General features: G+C 68.7%; 13 protein-coding genes. 6 read left to right on the top strand and 7 right to left on the bottom strand.

The window, feature by feature from the left end; translation table 11 throughout:
- Positions 1-10 precede the first annotated feature (10 nt).
- A complete protein-coding gene (locus BMW75_RS16820; protein WP_092581148.1) occupies positions 11-730 on the top strand; it encodes an ABC transporter ATP-binding protein in 720 nt (239 codons plus the stop codon).
- A 42-nt stretch (positions 731-772) separates the two neighbouring features.
- On the opposite strand, the gene BMW75_RS16815 is transcribed toward BMW75_RS16820, so the two are convergent.
- Positions 773-1,447 carry a GntR family transcriptional regulator gene (locus BMW75_RS16815; RefSeq protein WP_092580996.1) on the bottom strand — a complete coding sequence of 225 codons (675 nt, stop codon included), beginning with the start codon at positions 1,445-1,447 and terminating at the stop codon, positions 773-775.
- Between the two features lie 429 nt (positions 1,448-1,876).
- Here BMW75_RS16815 and BMW75_RS16810 point away from each other — a divergent pair, with 429 nt between their 5' ends.
- The 4 genes from BMW75_RS16810 to BMW75_RS16795 are packed head-to-tail and all read left to right on the top strand — an operon-like array spanning position 1,877 to position 5,902.
- Positions 1,877-3,313, top strand: coding sequence for a cytochrome ubiquinol oxidase subunit I (locus BMW75_RS16810; protein ID WP_092580994.1), 1,437 nt, complete (start codon positions 1,877-1,879; stop codon positions 3,311-3,313).
- Positions 3,314-3,317: 4 nt separating this feature from the next.
- Positions 3,318-4,325 carry a cytochrome d ubiquinol oxidase subunit II gene (gene cydB / locus BMW75_RS16805; protein ID WP_092580992.1) on the top strand — a complete coding sequence of 336 codons (1,008 nt, stop codon included), beginning with the start codon at positions 3,318-3,320 and terminating at the stop codon, positions 4,323-4,325.
- Positions 4,325-4,462: a DUF2474 family protein gene (locus BMW75_RS16800; protein ID WP_092580990.1), complete on the top strand. Its 138-nt coding sequence runs from the start codon at positions 4,325-4,327 to the stop codon at positions 4,460-4,462. The genes cydB and BMW75_RS16800 overlap by 1 nt, the downstream gene beginning before the upstream one ends.
- 27 nt (positions 4,463-4,489) lie before the next feature.
- A complete protein-coding gene (locus BMW75_RS16795; protein ID WP_092580988.1) occupies positions 4,490-5,902 on the top strand; it encodes an aminotransferase-like domain-containing protein in 1,413 nt (470 codons plus the stop codon).
- A 15-nt stretch (positions 5,903-5,917) separates the two neighbouring features.
- On the opposite strand, the gene BMW75_RS16790 is transcribed toward BMW75_RS16795, so the two are convergent.
- The 6 genes from BMW75_RS16790 to BMW75_RS16765 all read right to left on the bottom strand — a co-directional run bounded on the left by BMW75_RS16790 (position 5,918) and on the right by BMW75_RS16765 (position 11,790).
- Complete coding sequence (locus BMW75_RS16790; protein WP_092580986.1) at positions 5,918-6,895, bottom strand: Bug family tripartite tricarboxylate transporter substrate binding protein; 978 nt, start codon at positions 6,893-6,895, stop codon at positions 5,918-5,920.
- A 74-nt stretch (positions 6,896-6,969) separates the two neighbouring features.
- Entirely contained in the window at positions 6,970-8,199 is a 1,230-nt protein-coding gene (tcuB, locus tag BMW75_RS16785) for a tricarballylate utilization 4Fe-4S protein TcuB (RefSeq protein WP_092580984.1), read from the bottom strand.
- Complete coding sequence (tcuA, locus tag BMW75_RS16780; protein ID WP_092580982.1) at positions 8,186-9,601, bottom strand: FAD-dependent tricarballylate dehydrogenase TcuA; 1,416 nt, start codon at positions 9,599-9,601, stop codon at positions 8,186-8,188. The genes tcuB and tcuA overlap by 14 nt, the downstream gene beginning before the upstream one ends.
- Positions 9,602-9,678: 77 nt before the next feature.
- On the bottom strand, positions 9,679-10,614 hold the full coding sequence (locus BMW75_RS16775) for a LysR family transcriptional regulator (protein ID WP_076516883.1): 936 nt from the start codon (positions 10,612-10,614) through the stop codon (positions 9,679-9,681).
- 3 nt (positions 10,615-10,617) lie between these two features.
- On the bottom strand, positions 10,618-11,316 hold the full coding sequence (locus tag BMW75_RS16770; protein WP_092580981.1) for a glutathione binding-like protein: 699 nt from the start codon (positions 11,314-11,316) through the stop codon (positions 10,618-10,620).
- 42 nt (positions 11,317-11,358) lie between these two features.
- Positions 11,359-11,790 (bottom strand): hypothetical protein, encoded by a 432-nt coding sequence (locus tag BMW75_RS16765; protein WP_092580979.1) that lies wholly within the window; start codon positions 11,788-11,790, stop codon positions 11,359-11,361.
- 126 nt (positions 11,791-11,916) lie between these two features.
- Between BMW75_RS16765 and BMW75_RS16760 the strand changes: the two genes are divergently transcribed.
- Positions 11,917-13,485 (top strand): tetratricopeptide repeat protein, encoded by a 1,569-nt coding sequence (locus BMW75_RS16760; RefSeq protein WP_175493200.1) that lies wholly within the window; start codon positions 11,917-11,919, stop codon positions 13,483-13,485.
- Positions 13,486-13,600 lie beyond the last annotated feature (115 nt).

Raw genomic sequence — 13,600 nt, 5'->3', positions numbered from 1 at the left:
GAGGGAAAAGATGATCGAAGTGGAAAACGTGGTCGCGGGCTACACCCGCGACGTGGACATCCTGCGCGGCATTTCGCTGCACGCGGACAAGGCCGAGATCGTGACCCTGCTTGGGCCCAACGGCTGCGGCAAGTCGACCCTGCTCAAGACCATCGCCGGCTACCTCAAGCCGCGCGCGGGCCGCGTGATGCTGGGCGACAAGGACATTTCACGGTTTGCCGTGCACGAGAAGATCCTGCGCCACGGCCTGGGCTTCGTGCCGCAGACCGAGAACGTCTTTACCGCGCTGTCGGTCCGCGAGAACCTGCAGGTCGGCGGCAACGCGCTGGACAAGCCGGTCTGCGAAGACCGCATCCGCACCCTGTGCGCGCACTATCCGGTGCTGGGGCGCAAGCTGCAGGCCCCGGCCGCCTCGCTGTCCGGCGGCGAACGCCAGATCCTGGCGCTGGCGCGCGCGCTGATGCCGTCGCCGGGCCTGCTGCTGCTGGACGAGCCGTCCGCGGGCCTGTCGCCCAAGACGCTGGGGGAAGTGTTCGAAGCCATCCAGCGCATCCGCGAAAAGGAAAACGTGACCATCCTGATGGTGGAGCAGAACGCGATGGAGGCGCTGCGGATCTCGGATCGCGCGTATGTGCTGTCGATGGGAACGGTCGCCATCACGGGCGACGCGCAATCGCTGATGAACGACGAGCAGGTGCGCGAGCTGTATCTGGGCGGCCGGGCCGCCTAGCGCCATCCCCGGCGCGTTGAAGGCCCGCCCCCGCGCGGGCCTTCAGCCATCCCGGCGCATGCGGTGCATGGCGACCAGGTTCTTCTTGGTCTCGTTGATGTGCTCTTCCACCAGGCGGGCGGCCAGTGCGCCGTCCTGCTTCCTACAGGCCTCCAGGATGCGGTAGTGGTCCGACTGCGGACCGTCCTTGCCGGTCGCCATGGACATCATCTCGTGCGTGTAGCGGTCGGTGTTCAGGCCGTATTCCTCGATCAGCCTGCGCAGCCGCGTGTTGTTCGAGGGCGCGCACAGCGCCAGGTGGAAGCGGCGATTCAGCTCGGCCCAGCGCGGCACCGAGTCCGCCTCGTCGTATTCCCGCAGGATGGCTTCCAGCGCGTCCAGGTCGGCGCGTCCCATGTTGGGCACGGCCGCGCGCACCGCGTAGCCTTCCAGCGCGATGCGGATGTCCAGCAATTCGCAGATCTGGTCCACGTCCATGCGGATGACGACCGCGCCGCGATTCAGGTGGTAGGCCACCAGGCCCTCGGTTTCGAGCTGGCGCAGCGCCTCGCGCACGGGAATGCGGCTGGCCTGGAAGCGCGTCGCCAGCGCGTCCTGCTTGAGCGGGGTGCCGGCCGGCAGGGCCCCGGTGAGGATTTCGTAGCGGAGCTGGTCGCGGATCCGGTGCGGCAGGGCCTGGGCTTTGCTGGACGGGGCCTTCGTTTTGGTAATGCTCATGACTATCGGTATCTCTGGGGCGAAGGTCGGCGGCCTGCGGCAAATGTCGGGTCGGGCGGTTCCGGCGGGCCCCCATCGTAGCCGAATGGACACTTGCGGGGAACCGCGCCGGACGCGCGGCCGCCGTCTGCCGGCGCCCAGTGCGGCACCCCGTCCGCCGCCCGGGCCAGGCACGGAGAGGCCGCGGACTGTGCTGTCTTTTTTGTAACTTCGCGCGCCGCGAATGAATCGGAGCACAGCGCCTTTCCCTATGAAATGCAGCGTTCGCGCCCCGGCCTGCGCCAAACTGATCCGCTTTTTTTCGCTTTCTCTGAATCTGTACTGATAACCGGACTGGGCCTAACGTCTGGGTGCAGGTCAAACACCCGTCAGCGCCCCCCGCCTCGTGGCGATCCGTCCGCGCTGCCGATGAAAGCCAGGAATACCGCCATGGACAGCGACGCGCTACTGCTCGCCCGAATACAGTTCGGCTTCACCATCTCGTTTCACATCGTCTTTCCCGCCATCACCATCGGACTGGCCAGCTATCTGGCCGTGCTGGAGGGCTTTTGGCTGCGCACCGGCAAGACGGTCTACCGGGACCTCTATCACTTCTGGACCAAGATCTTCGCCGTGAACTTCGGCATGGGCGTCGTGTCGGGCCTGGTCATGGCCTATCAGTTCGGCACCAACTGGAGCTTCTTTTCCGATTTCGCGGGCAGCGTGACCGGGCCGTTGCTGGCCTACGAAGTGCTCACGGCCTTTTTCCTGGAGGCGGGCTTCCTGGGCGTGATGCTGTTCGGCTGGTCGCGCGTGGGGCCGGGGCTGCATTTCTTTTCGACCGTCATGGTGGCGCTGGGCACGCTGGTGTCCGCCACCTGGATCCTGGCCTCCAACAGCTGGATGCAGACCCCCGCGGGCTACGAGATCCTGGACGGACGCGTCGTGCCGACGGACTGGCTGGCCGTGATCTTCAACCCGTCCTTCCCCTATCGCCTGGCGCACATGGGCATTGCCGCGTTCCTGGCCACCGCGCTGATGGTGGGCGCGTCGGGCGCGTGGCACCTGCTGCGCGGGGACCGCAGCCCGGCCGTCAGGAAGATGTTCGCAATGGCGATGGGCATGCTGCTGCTCGTGGCGCCGCTGCAGGCCGTGGTGGGCGATTTCCATGGCCTGAACACACTTGAGCATCAGCCTGCCAAGATCGCGGCCATGGAAGGGCATTGGGAAAACGAGCCGGGCGCGGGCGTACCGCTGACGCTGTTCGGCATTCCGGACATGGAACGCGAGGAAACGCGCTACGCGGTCAACATCCCGCGCCTGGGCAGCCTGATCCTCACGCATAGCTGGGACGGCCAGTTTCCCGGCCTGAAGGCCTATCCGCCCGAGGACCGCCCGAACGCCACGGTGGTGTTCTGGTCTTTCCGCATCATGGTGGGACTGGGGCTGCTGATGATCGCGCTGGCGATCTGGGCACAGTGGTCGCGCTGGCGCGGCCGTCTGTACGCGTCGCGCTGGCTGCACCGCTGCGCGCTGTGGATGGGACCGTCCGGCCTCATCGCCATGCTGGCGGGCTGGTACGTAACCGAGATCGGACGCCAGCCCTGGATCGTGTACGGCGTCATGCGCACCGCCGACGCCGCCACGCCGCATGGCCTGGGCGAGCTGACGCTGACGCTGGCGCTGTTCGTGGCCGTCTATCTGCTGGTGTTCGGCGCGGGCATCTCGTACATGCTGCGCCTCATCCGCATGGGCCCCAGCCCCGCGCCCGGCCATGCGCCGCTGTCCGGCGGCCCGGGCGAGCCGCGCCAACCCTCGCGGCCGCTCTCCGCCGCGTCCACCCAAGCGGTCGAGGCGACCGCGCATCCCCAACATTCCGGAGCCTGAAGCCATGGGCGTGGATCTTGCATTGATATGGGCCGTCGTCATCCTGTTCGGCGTGATGATGTATGTCGTGATGGACGGCTTCGACCTGGGCATCGGCATTCTCTTTCCGCTGGTGACCGACCGCCAGGAGCGCGACGTCATGGTCAATACCGTGGCGCCCGTCTGGGACGGCAATGAGACCTGGCTGGTGCTGGGCGGCGCGGGATTGCTGGCGGCGTTTCCGCTGGCTTATTCGGTGATCCTGAGCGCGCTGCACCTGCCGCTGGTGTTCATGCTGCTGGGCCTGATCTTTCGTGGCGTGGCGTTCGAGTTCCGCTTCAAGGCCGACGCGCATCACCGCCCGCTGTGGGACCGGGCGTTCGTCTTCGGATCGGTGATCGCCACGTTCTTCCAGGGTGTCACGCTGGGCGCCTACATCGAGGGCATCCCGGTGGTGGACCGCGCCTACCACGGCGGGCCGTGGGACTGGATCAGCCCCTTTTCGATGTTCACGGGAATAGGCCTGGTGGCCGCGTACGCGCTGCTGGGCTGCACCTGGCTCATCATGAAGACCGAAGGCCGGCTGCACCGCCATATGTGCCGCCTGGCGCGGCCGCTGACGCTGGCGCTGCTGGCCGTCATCGCCGTCCTGAGCGCCTGGACGCCGCTGGCCCAGCCCATCATCGCGCAGCGCTGGTTCAGCCTGCCCAACATGTTCTGGTTCTTCCCGGTGCCGGTGCTGGTGGCCGCCGCGGGCTTCGAACTGATCCGCCGCGTGCGGGGCGAGCCGGCCGCCGGGCCCTTCGTGCTGTCGCTGGCGCTGGTCTTCCTGGGGTACAGCGGGCTGGGCATCAGCATCTGGCCCGCGATCATCCCGCCGGGCGTGTCGATCTGGGCGGCCGCCGCGCCGCCGCAGAGCCAGGGTTTCGCGCTGGTGGGCGCCCTGGCAATCATTCCGATTATCCTCATGTACACCGCGTGGTCGTACTACGTGTTTCGCGGCAAGGTGCGCACCGGCGAGGCATTCCACTGATGAACCCGATCCCCTCCTCCTCGTGGCGCAGCCGCCTGCTCTGGCTGGCGGCGATCTGGGCCTGCAGCGTGGGCGCGCTGGGCGCGGCGGCCGGCCTGCTGCGCCTGGTCATGCGGTCCATCGGCATGTCGGCCTGACGCCCGCCTTGCGTACAGGGAGTTCCCATGAAGCGCTATGAACGCCTGACCGAAGACATCACCGCCTCGATCCTGTCCGGCCTGTTGCAGGTGGGAGACCGCCTGCCCTCAGTGCGGCAGACCAGCGCCAGCCGCGGCGTCAGCCCGTCGACCGTGTTCAAGGCCTACTACCTGCTGGAGGCGCGCGGCCTGATCCGCGCGCGCGACCGGTCCGGCTACTACGTGCAGCGCGCCCCGCGCGCCGCGCTGCCGGAGCTGGACGGGATGTCCAGCGCCAGCGCGGGACGCCATCCGGTGGACGTCAGCGACAACGTGCTGCGCGTGCTCAACGCCACGCTGCGCCGCGACATGCTGCCCTTCGGCTCGGCGTTTCCCAGCCCGTCCCTGCTGCCGTATGGCCGCCTGGCCCGGTTCATGGCGTCGACGGTGCAGAAGCTGGACCCGTGGGGGTCCATCGACGACCTGAGCCCCGGCGACGCGGCCCTGCGCCGCGCCATCGCGCTGCGCTACCTGGCCGACGGCCTGACCGTGCCGGTCGACGACATCGTCATCACCAACGGCGCGCTGGACGCGCTGAACCTCAGCCTGGCCGCGGTCACCCAGCCGGGCGACGCGGTGATCGTCGAATCCCCCACCTTCTACGCCGCGCTGCAGTCGCTCGAACGCAATGGCCTGCACGCCATCGAGGTGGCGACGCATCCGCGCGTGGGCATCGACCTGGACGCGCTGGAAGCGGCCATCCTGCGGCACCGTCCGCGCGCGTGCTGGCTGATGACGACGTTCCAGAACCCGCTCGGCAGCCTGATGCCGGACGAGAAAAAAGAGGCGCTGGTCAAGCTGCTGACGCGCCACGAGGTGGCCCTGATCGAGGACGACGTGTACGGCGAACTCTATTTCGGCGAAACCCGGCCGCGGCCCGCCAAGGCGTTCGATACCGAGGGCATCGTGATGCACTGCTCGTCGTTTTCCAAGACGCTTGCGCCGGGTTACCGCGTGGGCTGGGTGGCCGGCGGGCGCCACACGCGGCGCATCATGCGCAACAAGCTGACCACCAGCCTCGCCACACCCGCCCCCACCCAGGCCGCCATCGCGGCCTACCTGGAAAAAGGCGGCTTCGACCGCCACCTGCGGCAATTCCGGCAGGCGCTGGCGCTGCAGCAGGGCGAAATGCTGCAGGCCATCGCGCGCTACTTTCCGAAGGGCACGCGCGCCACGCGCCCGGCCGGCGGGTACTTCGTCTGGGTCGAGCTGCCGGCGCACATCGACACCATGAAGGTGCACCGCGCCGCGCTGGACCACGGCATCAGCATCGCGCCGGGACCGCTGTTCTCGGCGTCAGGCGCGTTCGGCAATTTCCTGCGCCTGAACCACGGCCATCCGTGGCATGACGGCATGGAGCAAGGGATGGCGACGTTGGGCAAACTGCTGGCAGGCAGATGACGCGGGTTTGCCGCGTCAGTTCGCGGTGGCGCCGGAGTCCTTGACCGTTTTCGCCCACGCGGTGATCTCCGTCTGGATGAACTTGCCGTAGGCGGCGGTGTTCACCCCGGACGCGCGCGCGCCCTCTTCCAGCAGGCGCTGCTTGACTTCGGGCGCGGCCAGCGCGCTGCTCAGCGCCTGGTTGAGCTGGGCCACCACCGCATCCGGCGTGCCGGCGGGCGCGACGATGCCGTGCCACGACACCGCCTGGAACCCCGGCAGGCCCGATTCGGCCATGGTCGGCACGTCGGGCATGGCCGACGAGCGTTCGGGCGAGGTGACGGCCAGCGCGCGCAGCGTGCCCGCCTTCACGTGCGGCAGCACGCCCGGAATGGTGGTGAACATGAAGTCGATCTGCCCGCCGATCAGGTCCGTGATCGCGGGGCTGCCGCCCTTGTAGGGCACGTGCGTGAATTCCAGCTTGGCCTCGCTCTTGAACATCTCGCCGGCCAGGTGCCCCGGCGTGCCGGCGCCGGCCGAGCCCATGTTGGTCTTGTCGCCCTGCGAACGGATGTAGGCGATCAGCTCCTGGACGTTCCCGGCCTTGACGTTGGGGCCCACGACCAGCACGTTCGGCACGGTGGCCAGCAGCGTGACGGGCGTGAAGTCCTTCACGGCGTCGTACGAAATACGCGAGTACAGCGACGGGTTGATGCCGTGCGTGCTGGCGGTCGCCAGCAGCAGCGTGTAGCCGTCCGGCGCGCTCGAAGCCACCTGCTTGGCGGCGATGGTGCCGTTGGCGCCGCCCTTGTTGTCGATGACGATGGTCTGGCCGAGCGTCTTGGCGGCTTCCGCGGCAACCGTGCGGGCCAGGATGTCGGACGTGCCGCCAGCCGAATGGGGAACGACCAGCGTGATGGGCTTGGCGGGGAAGGATTGCGCATGCGCCGCCGGCAGCGCCGGCGTCATACAGGCGGCCAGCGCAACGCGCGCCAGCAGTCGTGAGCGGAACATTGAAGTCTCCTCGGTTGTTATCGATTGCGGCGCCTTCCTGGGGCGCCGTCATATCGGCGATAAAGCCGGTCCGGTCAGTCCGAACCGAGCTGCAGCTTGTTGGGTTGACGCTTTTCGATGGACCACTTCAAGAGCGCGGCCGACCGGTAGATGCCGTGCGCGAACTTTCCGTACGGCAAGGTCAGGAACAGCGCCATCACCACGCCCAGGTGGATCGCCAGCAGCAGCGCCATCGCGCCGCCGTCGCGGCCGACCAGGAGCGCCAGGCCGGTCGCGCTGGTCAGGAACAGCAGGACGATGAAGCCCCGGTCCATCGGCTTTTGCGCGGCGTCGCCCTGCAGCGGATGGCGCTTGAGGTTCAGCCACAGCAATCCGGCCGGACCGATCAAGAGGCCGATGCCGCCCGCGGTGCCCAGCAGCACCGGCGCGCTCAGGATCGGGTACGGGGCCTGCAGGTCCAGCAGATAGTGGTACAGCGTCGCGACGCAGGTGGCCGCGAAGCACAGCATGAAGCCGTAGAACGTGAAGTGGTGAAAGCGCCTGCGCCACAGCGTGAACGCGTCGTCGGCGTTGTTGCAGCCCTTGCCGTGGCCGCCGTCCAGGTAGCGCAGGCGCAGCGCATCGTGCGCGGCCTCGGCCACCGCCGCGCCCGAGGCCGCCCCCGGGCTGACGTTGCGCCAGAAGCGCGTCACGCCCACCGCCAGCGCCAGCATCGAAAATCCGAACACCACGCCGAACATCAGCGCCAGCGTGTTGTGCGGGAATACGGCGTAGAAATTGCCGGCCATCGGCTCGTGGAACAGGCCGCCGGCCATCACCACCGCCAGGACCAGGAACAGCGCCAGGCCCGCGGCCGTGGCGAGCGACAGCGCGAGGCCGTTGCGCTTGTACAGCGTGCCCAGCGCGGCCGGCCAGGCGTAGTCGGTATAGGTCTGCATGCGCACCTTGGCCATGGCCTGCGGCACATTGACGGCGAACTCATGCGGCGGTGCGTACTGGCACGCGTGCAGACAGGCGCCGCAGTTGTGGCACAGGTTGGCCAGGTAGTTCAGGTCGGCCTTGCCGAATTCCAGGCGGCGCGTCATGGCGGGAAACACCGCGCAGAACCCTTCGCAATAGCGGCAGGCGTTGCAGATCTGCATGACGCGCGCCACTTCGGTTTCATCGTCGGTCAGCGTTTCCGTCAGCGGCTTGGCGCCGCGGGTGTGGAAATGCACCGGCTGCTCGGCCATCGCCGGCGCCGGGCCGGACTGGCTGCTGGAAAAGGACTGCGCCTCGCGGGCCAGGGCTTCAAGCTGCTTCACGTTGTGCTCCCGCAGGTTTCTGGCTGCGCGCCGCCGCGGCGGCGCGGGTGCCGGCAATGCGGCCGAAGGCCGTGCCGATGGACATGCCCACGCCCGCCGTATAGCCCTTGCCCAGCACGTTGCCGGCCATCATTTCGCCCGCGACGAACAGGTTGTCGCTGGGCGTGTCGTTGAAACGGACCGCGGCGGTGTCGTCCACCTTCAGGCCCAGGTAGGTAAAGGTGATGCCGGGCCGCAGGGCGTAGCCGTAGAACGGCGCGGTATCGATGGGACGGGCCCAGTGCGTCTTGGCGGGCGTCAGGCCTTCGGTGTGGCAGTCGTCCAGCGCGGTGTGGTCGAACTTGCCCACGCGGCAAGCCGCGTTGTAGTCGCCGATCGTCTTCTCGAAGGTGGCCGGGTCCAGGCCCAGCTTGACGGCCAGCTCGGCCAGGGTGTCGGCCTTCACGCCCGGAAACACCGGCGGCATGAAGCGGCCGACGGCCTTGGCGTCGATGATGGAATAGGCGATCTGGCCCGGCTGCATGGCCGTCAGGCGGCCCCAGATGGCGTAGCGCTTGGGCCAGAAGTCCTCGCCCTCGTCGTAGAAGCGCTCGGCATCGCGATTGACCACCACGCCCAGCGATACGGAGTCGATGCGGGTGCAGATGCCGCCGTCGTAAAGCGGCGCGCGGGCGTCGATGGCCACGCAATGCGATTGGGACGGGTCGCCGATGCCGTCGGCGCCGGCATCCAGCATGAATTTGAGCAGCACGCCCATGTTGAAGCGCGTGCCGCGGATCAGGAAGTTGTCGGCCGGCCATTCGCCGCGCTCGTTCTGGCCCCAGGCTTCGCGCAGCCACTCGCGGTTGGACTCGAAGCCGCCCGCGGCCAGCACACAGGCGCGGGCCTCGATGCGTTCGGCGCCGATGCGCGCGGCCACGAAGCGGCCGTTGTCCAGTTCCAGCGCATCGACCGGCGCGTTGTAGCGGATCTGCACGCCCAGCGCCTCGGCGCTGCGGTAATAGGCATTGACCAGCGCCTTGCCGCCGCCCATGAAGAAGGCATTGGTGCGCGCCACGTGCAGCGCGCCCGACAGCGGCGGCTGGAAGTTCACGCCGTGGCGGCGCATCCAGTCGCGACAGGTGGACGATTCGCGGATGACCAGCCGCGCCAGGTGTTCATTGGTCAGCCCGCCCGTCACCTTGAGCAGGTCCTGCCAGTATTCTTCTTCGGGATACGCGTCGACCAGCACATCCTGCGGCGCATCGTGCATGCAGCGCAGATTGCGCGTGTGCTGCGAATTGCCGCCCCGCCATTCCTTCGGCGCCGCTTCCAGCAGCAGGACGCTGGCGCCGGCTTCCCGCGCCATCAGGGCCGCGCACAGCGCCGCATTGCCCCCACCAATCACCAAGACGTCAACCATGCCATCTTCCCCAGTTCAAGGGGCAGACTGTACGCAGCGGAGCGCCGCCGCGATATCAGGCAGGCGTCAACGGGTGTTCACGATTCGTGAAGAGTCACCACGGCCCATTTGCCCTCGCGGGCCAGGGTGCGGGACACGTCGGCCATGACCAGCCGGGCGGCCAGCGCCGCGGGGGACAGTTCCTCGTCCGACAGGCTGGCCAGCAGGTTGGAGCGGAACAGATGGGCATCGTCGATGCGCGCCATCTGCAACTGGCCGGGCGCGATGCGCGCGGTCGCGGAGCTGGGCTGGATGGTGGCGGCGGCGCCCTGCTGCACCACGTCCATCAGCAGCGACAGGCCATCGACCTCGGCCACCACACGCGGCGTGCGCCCCAATTGCAGGAAGGCGTTGTTGACCAGGGCGCGCAGCCCGTGGCGGCCGCTGGGCAGCACCAGCGGCAGGTCGGCGATGGCTTCCAGCCGCGTCGTGCCGCCGGCCGGCATGGCGGGCACACCCGGCATGTCCGGCCGGGCGAACAGGAACAGCGGCTCGTCCAGCAGCGGCATTACGCTCCAGCGGCGCGCGGACTCGGCGTGGAACACGATGGCCAGGTCCAGCAGGCGGCCGTTGAGCATGTCCGTCAGGTGGCCCGACAACGCCTCGACCAGATGCAGCCGGATGTCGGGGTAGCGCTCGTTCATGGCTTTCAGGAAGGGCGCCCCCAGCACCGCCGCCGTCGTGGACGGCAGGCCGACGCTGACGTGGCCGGCCAGCCGCGCCTGCTGCGCGGCCTGCACCGCGTCGTCGGCGTGGCGCAGGGCAAGCTGCGCCTGCCGGAAGAAGGCCAGCCCCGCGTCCGTGGGCACCACGCCGCTGGCGCTGCGCTGCAAGAGGCGGGTGGACAGTTCGCCTTCGAGGCGGCTGATCTGCTGGCTGAGCGCCGAGGTGACCATGCCGATCGACATGGCCGCCCGGCCGATGCTGCCCGCCTCGACCACGCGCACGAAGTAACGGAGCTGGCGCAGTTCCATGGGTCAGCCCGGGATGGTCAGTCCCTTGGCGACCGCCGGGCGCGCGACAAACGCCTCCAGCACGCGCGCGACGTTCTTGAACTGCGGAAAGCCGACCAGTTCGCCGGCCTCGTAGAAGCCCACCAGGTTGCGCACCCACGGGAAAATCGCGATGTCGGCGATGGTGTACTGGTCGCCCATCACCCAGTCGCGCCCTTGCAGGCGCTGGTCCAGCACCGCCAACAGGCGCTTGGACTCTTCCACGTAGCGATCGCGCGGGCGCTTGTCCTCGTACTCCTTGCCCGCGAAGCGGTGGAAGAACCCCAGTTGGCCGAACATCGGACCGATGCCGCCCATCTGGAACATCACCCATTGCAGCGTCTCGAAGCGCCCCGCCGTGTCGGCCGGGATGAACTGGCCGGCCTTGCTGGCCAGATACACCAGGATCGCGCCGGACTCGAACAGGCCCAGCGGCTTGCCGTCCGGCCCGTTCGGGTCGAGGATGGCCGGGATCTTGTTGTTCGGGCTGAGCGACAGGAATTCCGGCGAGAACTGATCCCTGGATTCGAAGCCGACCCGGTGCGGCTCATAGGGCAGCCCTGTTTCTTCCAGCATGATCGACGCCTTCACTCCGTTGGGCGTGGGCAGCGAATAAAGCTGGATGCGGTCGGGATGCCGGGCGGGCCACTTCTTGGTGATGGCGAAGGCGTCTAGGGAGGACATGCGGGGATTCTCCAGGGCAGGCGGGGTTGGGTAACGACAATCCTAGCGCAAAACCCGCTGCAACCCCCACCGCAGCGCGGTGACGGCCAGGGCGATGGGCAGCACCATGTGCAGTTGCGCGAGGAACAGCTCGCGCGTTGCCTCGCCGGGCGCCCAGGTGTTGCCGAAGACCTGCGGCGACGGCGGCGCCAGGTACAGGGCGAGGAGCGCGGCGGCAAAGGTCGCCACGGCGCGCCCAGGCGGCGATTGCCGCAGCCTGGCCGAACGCTCGGCCAGCATCAGCGCCATCATGCCTGCCAGGCCCGCCAGGACGGCCTGTGCATAGAAGTCGCGGGGTTCGTACACGTAGGGCGCATCGGGGACCATCCAGCCGTAGGCGCCGGTGGACACCAGGGAGGTCAGGCAGGCGCCGAAAAGCGCGGCGGCGAAGGACAGCAGGACAAGGTCCAGGACACGCGAGAGGAGCTTGGGCATGCGGGATTTGGGCGAAGGCCACCGGGAGGGAAGTGGCGGGAGCATGCCACAGCTTGGACGCAGCCGGGCCGGGCCTTCAGCCCCGCACCGGGCGCGGCGCGGCCCGCGCGGATTCGCCCGGATCCCATGGCTGATGCGACAATCCGCGTCGCACTGGCGCGCGGGGGCTGGAACCTGCGCGCCCCCAACCACCCCGCCCGTCGCGGCACTGTGCAGCGGCCCGGCATCATCGGCAGTTCCATGAAGCATCCGCAGCATCGCCCCGGACCGGTTCCCGCACGACACGCCGCACGACACGCCGCGCAACCCGCGCCGCCACGCCCCCGAGGGCCCCGCACCCTGCCCGCGCTTTGGTTGGCCGCGGCGCTGGCGGGGTTCGTGCCCGCCACGCAGGCCGCGCCCATCGCCGCCTCGGCCGATCCGCACACGCCGGACGCGGCCGAGCAGGCCCCGTCCACCGAGCACGTCCTGACGCTGATGCTGCCGACCCGCGATGGCGTAACCCCGGCGCCCGACACGCCCTACCGCGTCTTCCTCACGGGCAAGGACGACGCCATCCTCGACACGCCCCGCGCCGATGGCATCCTGCACGGCGTGACCGACGCCCAGGGCCGCACGGCGCGCATCCGCACCGCGTTGCCCCATCGCGCCGACGACTTCACCCTGCTGCGCCGCATCGGCGACGGGCCGTGGGGCCATTTCTTCCAGCTGCTGCGCAGCGGCGACGACGAGCCGCTGCCCGGCTGGCCCTACATCATGACCATGCACCTGCGCTGGGGCGAACAGTGGGTGGACCTGGGCTACACCACCCGTCAGGGCGCCACGGCGTACTTCAGCCATGACGTGCCGGCCGGATCGATCTCCCTGTCCATCGAAGGACGGGTCACCGCCGACGGGTCGTGCTTTAGCGAGCTCGACGCCATCAACCGCAAGTTTGCGCAAAACGACGCCGACGGCGCGCGCGAACGGATCGCCGCGATGCGTTGTGCAAAGACCCCGACGCAGCAGCTGGACCTGGCCCGCCTGCTGCTGTTGGCCGGCCAGCCCGACCTGGCCCGCCACTGGCTGATGCAGGCGCGGCAACGGCCGTTTCCCCAATGGCTCAAGCCCGTCAAGACGGATCTCCTGCGCGAACGCCTGGCCGTGCAACAGCTGCTGGGCATGCCGGAACTGGTTCTGGCCGATTCGAACGCATTGCAGGCCCGGCAATCCCGCCGCGACGGCGCGCGCGCGCCGACGGGCGACGACCTGGCCAACAACACGGCCTATTACCTGGCGGACTTCCCGGACTACCTGGCGCAAGCCGAGGAACAGGCCCGCCGCTCGCTGGACCGCTACGGCACGCGTCCTTACAACCAGGGCACGCTGGGCTGGATCCTGGCCCTGCGCGGCCAGACCGAAGAAGGGCTGCGCCTGATGCGCGACGCCTACCGCGATCTGCCGCGCGACCAGGAAATGGTGGCCGACTACGGACTGGCGCTGTGGCGCGACGGCCAGCGCGAGCACGCCACGCGGCTGTGGGACGAGGCGCAGCGCGAATGCGTCTGGGGCGTGCGCATGCACAGCGCGTTACGGGAAGCCGCCTATCCGCATCCGTATTTTCAGCCGTCGGGTTCCAGCGCGGTGCAGGCATACCGGGACCGCTGCGACGGGCCGCGGATCAAGGCCAAGACCAGGTCAAGCGAACAGACTTGAAAAATGTCCGCTATCGGAACCAGGACATATCAAGGTCGTGATGCGCGCCGCTTGTTCCTGGTTTGCGCAATGCGCGCCTGACGGCACTGCGCTGCGCATGCGGCCAAGCCACGGC

The sequence above is a fragment of the Achromobacter sp. NFACC18-2 genome, assembly GCF_900108985.1.
Classification (GTDB): domain Bacteria; phylum Pseudomonadota; class Gammaproteobacteria; order Burkholderiales; family Burkholderiaceae_B; genus Achromobacter.
This window is presented reverse-complemented; position numbering and strand designations above follow the sequence as displayed.

Coding starts and splice junctions, on each gene's coding strand:
- cydB (WP_092580992.1), top strand. CDS start 3,318: ATGGGCGTGGATCTTGCATTGATATGGGCCGTCGTCATCCTGTTCGGC.
- BMW75_RS16775 (WP_076516883.1), bottom strand. CDS start 10,614: ATGGAACTGCGCCAGCTCCGTTACTTCGTGCGCGTGGTCGAGGCGGGC.
- BMW75_RS16790 (WP_092580986.1), bottom strand. CDS start 6,895: ATGTTCCGCTCACGACTGCTGGCGCGCGTTGCGCTGGCCGCCTGTATG.
- BMW75_RS16800 (WP_092580990.1), top strand. CDS start 4,325: ATGAACCCGATCCCCTCCTCCTCGTGGCGCAGCCGCCTGCTCTGGCTG.
- BMW75_RS16795 (WP_092580988.1), top strand. CDS start 4,490: ATGAAGCGCTATGAACGCCTGACCGAAGACATCACCGCCTCGATCCTG.
- BMW75_RS16810 (WP_092580994.1), top strand. CDS start 1,877: ATGGACAGCGACGCGCTACTGCTCGCCCGAATACAGTTCGGCTTCACC.
- BMW75_RS16765 (WP_092580979.1), bottom strand. CDS start 11,790: ATGCCCAAGCTCCTCTCGCGTGTCCTGGACCTTGTCCTGCTGTCCTTC.
- BMW75_RS16760 (WP_175493200.1), top strand. CDS start 11,917: ATGGCTGATGCGACAATCCGCGTCGCACTGGCGCGCGGGGGCTGGAAC.
- BMW75_RS16815 (WP_092580996.1), bottom strand. CDS start 1,447: ATGAGCATTACCAAAACGAAGGCCCCGTCCAGCAAAGCCCAGGCCCTG.
- BMW75_RS16770 (WP_092580981.1), bottom strand. CDS start 11,316: ATGTCCTCCCTAGACGCCTTCGCCATCACCAAGAAGTGGCCCGCCCGG.
- tcuA (WP_092580982.1), bottom strand. CDS start 9,601: ATGGTTGACGTCTTGGTGATTGGTGGGGGCAATGCGGCGCTGTGCGCG.
- BMW75_RS16820 (WP_092581148.1), top strand. CDS start 11: ATGATCGAAGTGGAAAACGTGGTCGCGGGCTACACCCGCGACGTGGAC.